The sequence below is a fragment of the Streptomyces sp. NRRL S-920 genome, assembly GCF_000717945.1.
GTDB lineage: Bacteria > Actinomycetota > Actinomycetes > Streptomycetales > Streptomycetaceae > Streptomyces > Streptomyces alboniger.
The window spans coordinates 1-2,344 of record NZ_JODF01000127.1 but is presented as its reverse complement, the minus strand read 5'-3'; the positions used below and the strand labels follow the sequence as shown (position 1 = coordinate 2,344).

The 2,344-nt window shown below is 70.8% G+C and carries 1 protein-coding gene; it reads right to left on the bottom strand.

From position 1 onward, the window contains the following. Window positions 1-188: 188 nt before the first annotated feature. Window positions 189-2,240, bottom strand: a complete 2,052-nt coding sequence (locus tag IG54_RS39600; RefSeq protein ID WP_051820483.1) for a DUF3560 domain-containing protein — start codon at window positions 2,238-2,240, stop codon at window positions 189-191. Window positions 2,241-2,344: the final 104 nt, after the last annotated feature.

Here is a 2,344-nt window from a genome sequence, read left to right as displayed (position 1 = left end):
GTGCCGCGCCGCCAGGCGCGTCCACGGCCCGGTGCCGACGGCACCGGCCGACGAAGGAGGCCGGGGCCGGCGAGCACGCACCGGGCCACCAACACCGCCGCCCCGCCAGGGGCGTCCGCTACCGCCGCGGCGGCGCCACCCCGCCTCGCGTGACCGAGGGGGGCGGCGCCGGGCTTCCCGGCGGGTGCTCAGCTCGCCGGGCTCTGCGGCGCGGATGCAGCCGCGACCGGCTCCGTGTCCTCCCGTTCGGTGATCTTGGCGCGGACTTCCCCGCAGCGGATTCCGGACCGGCTGCCGAGTCGCACGAACCCGGCCTTCTCCAGGACCTCGTCCACCCCCTGCCAGACGGCGGCGGAGGCGGGGCCCTCGTTGAACTTCACGCCCTCGGGCGCGTCGATGAAGACGGCCGGGATGTCCTCGCGCACGGTGCCCCGGCCGTTCGCGTAGACCATGCGGGCCTGCCTCGACCCGTAGGCGGCGGTGACGATGACCATCTTCGGCCCGCTCGTGCGCTTCTTCGCCTTCGGCTTGGCCGGGGCGTCCTTGGGGGCGTCCTGCTCCACCGGCACGGCGGCGCGGTCGCAGTATGACCAGTGGCCCGGGGTGCAGGTGGCCGGGGCTTCCGGGCTCCCGAACCCCTTGCCCCACGTCCGGCCGCAGCGCGGGCACTGCTTGCCCTCGTGCTCACCGGCCGCCGCGGCGTGCTCCCGGATCACCTCCAGCGCGCCGGTCCAGTCCTTGCCCACACCGACGGCCGTACCGCTCGCGTTGACGGTGCGAACCTCAAAACGCAGGTCCGTGACCTCCCGCCCGGTGACCACCCGCACCCGGTACACCCGCCCGCACGCGCTGGTGAAACTCCACTCGCGTTCGGGCAGCTTCAGCATCTGCTCGCCCTCGGCCAGCAGGTCCCTCAGGCGCTCGGGGATGTCGGCGGACCCCTCTACCTCTGCCGGGGCCTGGTCCTGGTCCCCGGTGCTGCTGGCGGTCACGCCGTCCATGAGTGCCTTGGCGTCGGCGATGCTCGGCGTACGGTCACGCTCCAGATAGCGCGCCATGTCCCCGGCGCTCATGCGCGTCTTGACGTCGGAGTAGTCCACCGGCTGCCTGCCGACGCGCCCGTCCTCGAACGTCGCATCTGCGGCGGTCATGACCGTCTTCGGAGCAAGGCGGAGGTTCCACGCGACCGTGAGCGTCTTCTTGTTGACCCGCAGCACCTCGTACCACGATCCACGCGAGCGCACGAAATCGCCCTTGGTGAAGTCGTCGGCCGTCCACACCTTGAACCCCTCGGCCTCCGCCTTGGCCACGATCGACCGCCAGTAACCGACTTCCTCGGTGAGCTCGTCGCGCCGCCGCGAGAGCTCGACCACGACGGCCGGCGAGAGCCGCACGGCATAGCCGTTGTTGGACTCCCCCCGCTGCCAGCGGATGACCCCGCGCAAGTCCGCTTCCTTGGTCTCGATCCGGCGCAGGGTCCGGGCCGGGTTCGTCCGGTGTTCCGTGTACGCGCCGGACGCCTCCGCCCGCTGGGCCCAGTGCTTGGCGCGCTCGCCCTCCTGGATGGACTTGCGCATGGCGTTGTCCATCCGGGCATGGTCCCGCCGGGCACGTCCCTCGCTGTGGTGCCCGACCAAGATCGGCTGCCCCATATAGAAGCGCTCGCTGATCTGCTTCGACCGCTGGTAAGACGCATCGGACGATGCGGTTGCACGGCTGGCCCGGTCCTCGAACCGTTCGGCCCGGCTCTCGGCCCGCTCCTCGCGGTTGGCCTCGGCGTCCGCGAACGCGCGGCGCTCGTCCTCGTTGACCACGACACACACGGTGAAGCCCAGTTCACGAATTGCCTTCGCCGCCGGGTCGATCTTGTACCGGTCCGCCGACCTGTCCCGGGAGTGGTAGAGACCCAGGCATCCGAGCGAAGGGAAGAACCGCCACCCGTGCGGGCGGATCGCCTCAAAGATCCCGTCTCCCTTGCGCGAGCCCTCCAGAAGGGTGCCGTCGGCGCGGGTGTGAGTGATCACGACATCCGCCTTCTCGGGCGGGCAGTCGCCCTCCCACGGCGGCGGCGGGAAGGTCGCGGCCACGCACACGGGGCACACGCGGGCGACTTCGTCCCCGGAGTACAGCGGGGCTTCCTCGTGTCCGCACGCGGAGCACTCGCCGTCTCCGGCGAAGGTGAGCGTTACGGACCGGTACCGGTTGTCCACCGGCATGTTCTCGACCTGATCGGTTGTCACGGTCGCTCCCTGGTGTTGAAGGTTCGGGGTTCGTCGTCCGGGGCTGCCATCCCCTTCCGACATCACTAATTCTGCCTTATTTAGGGGTCCGGGTCCACTTGAAA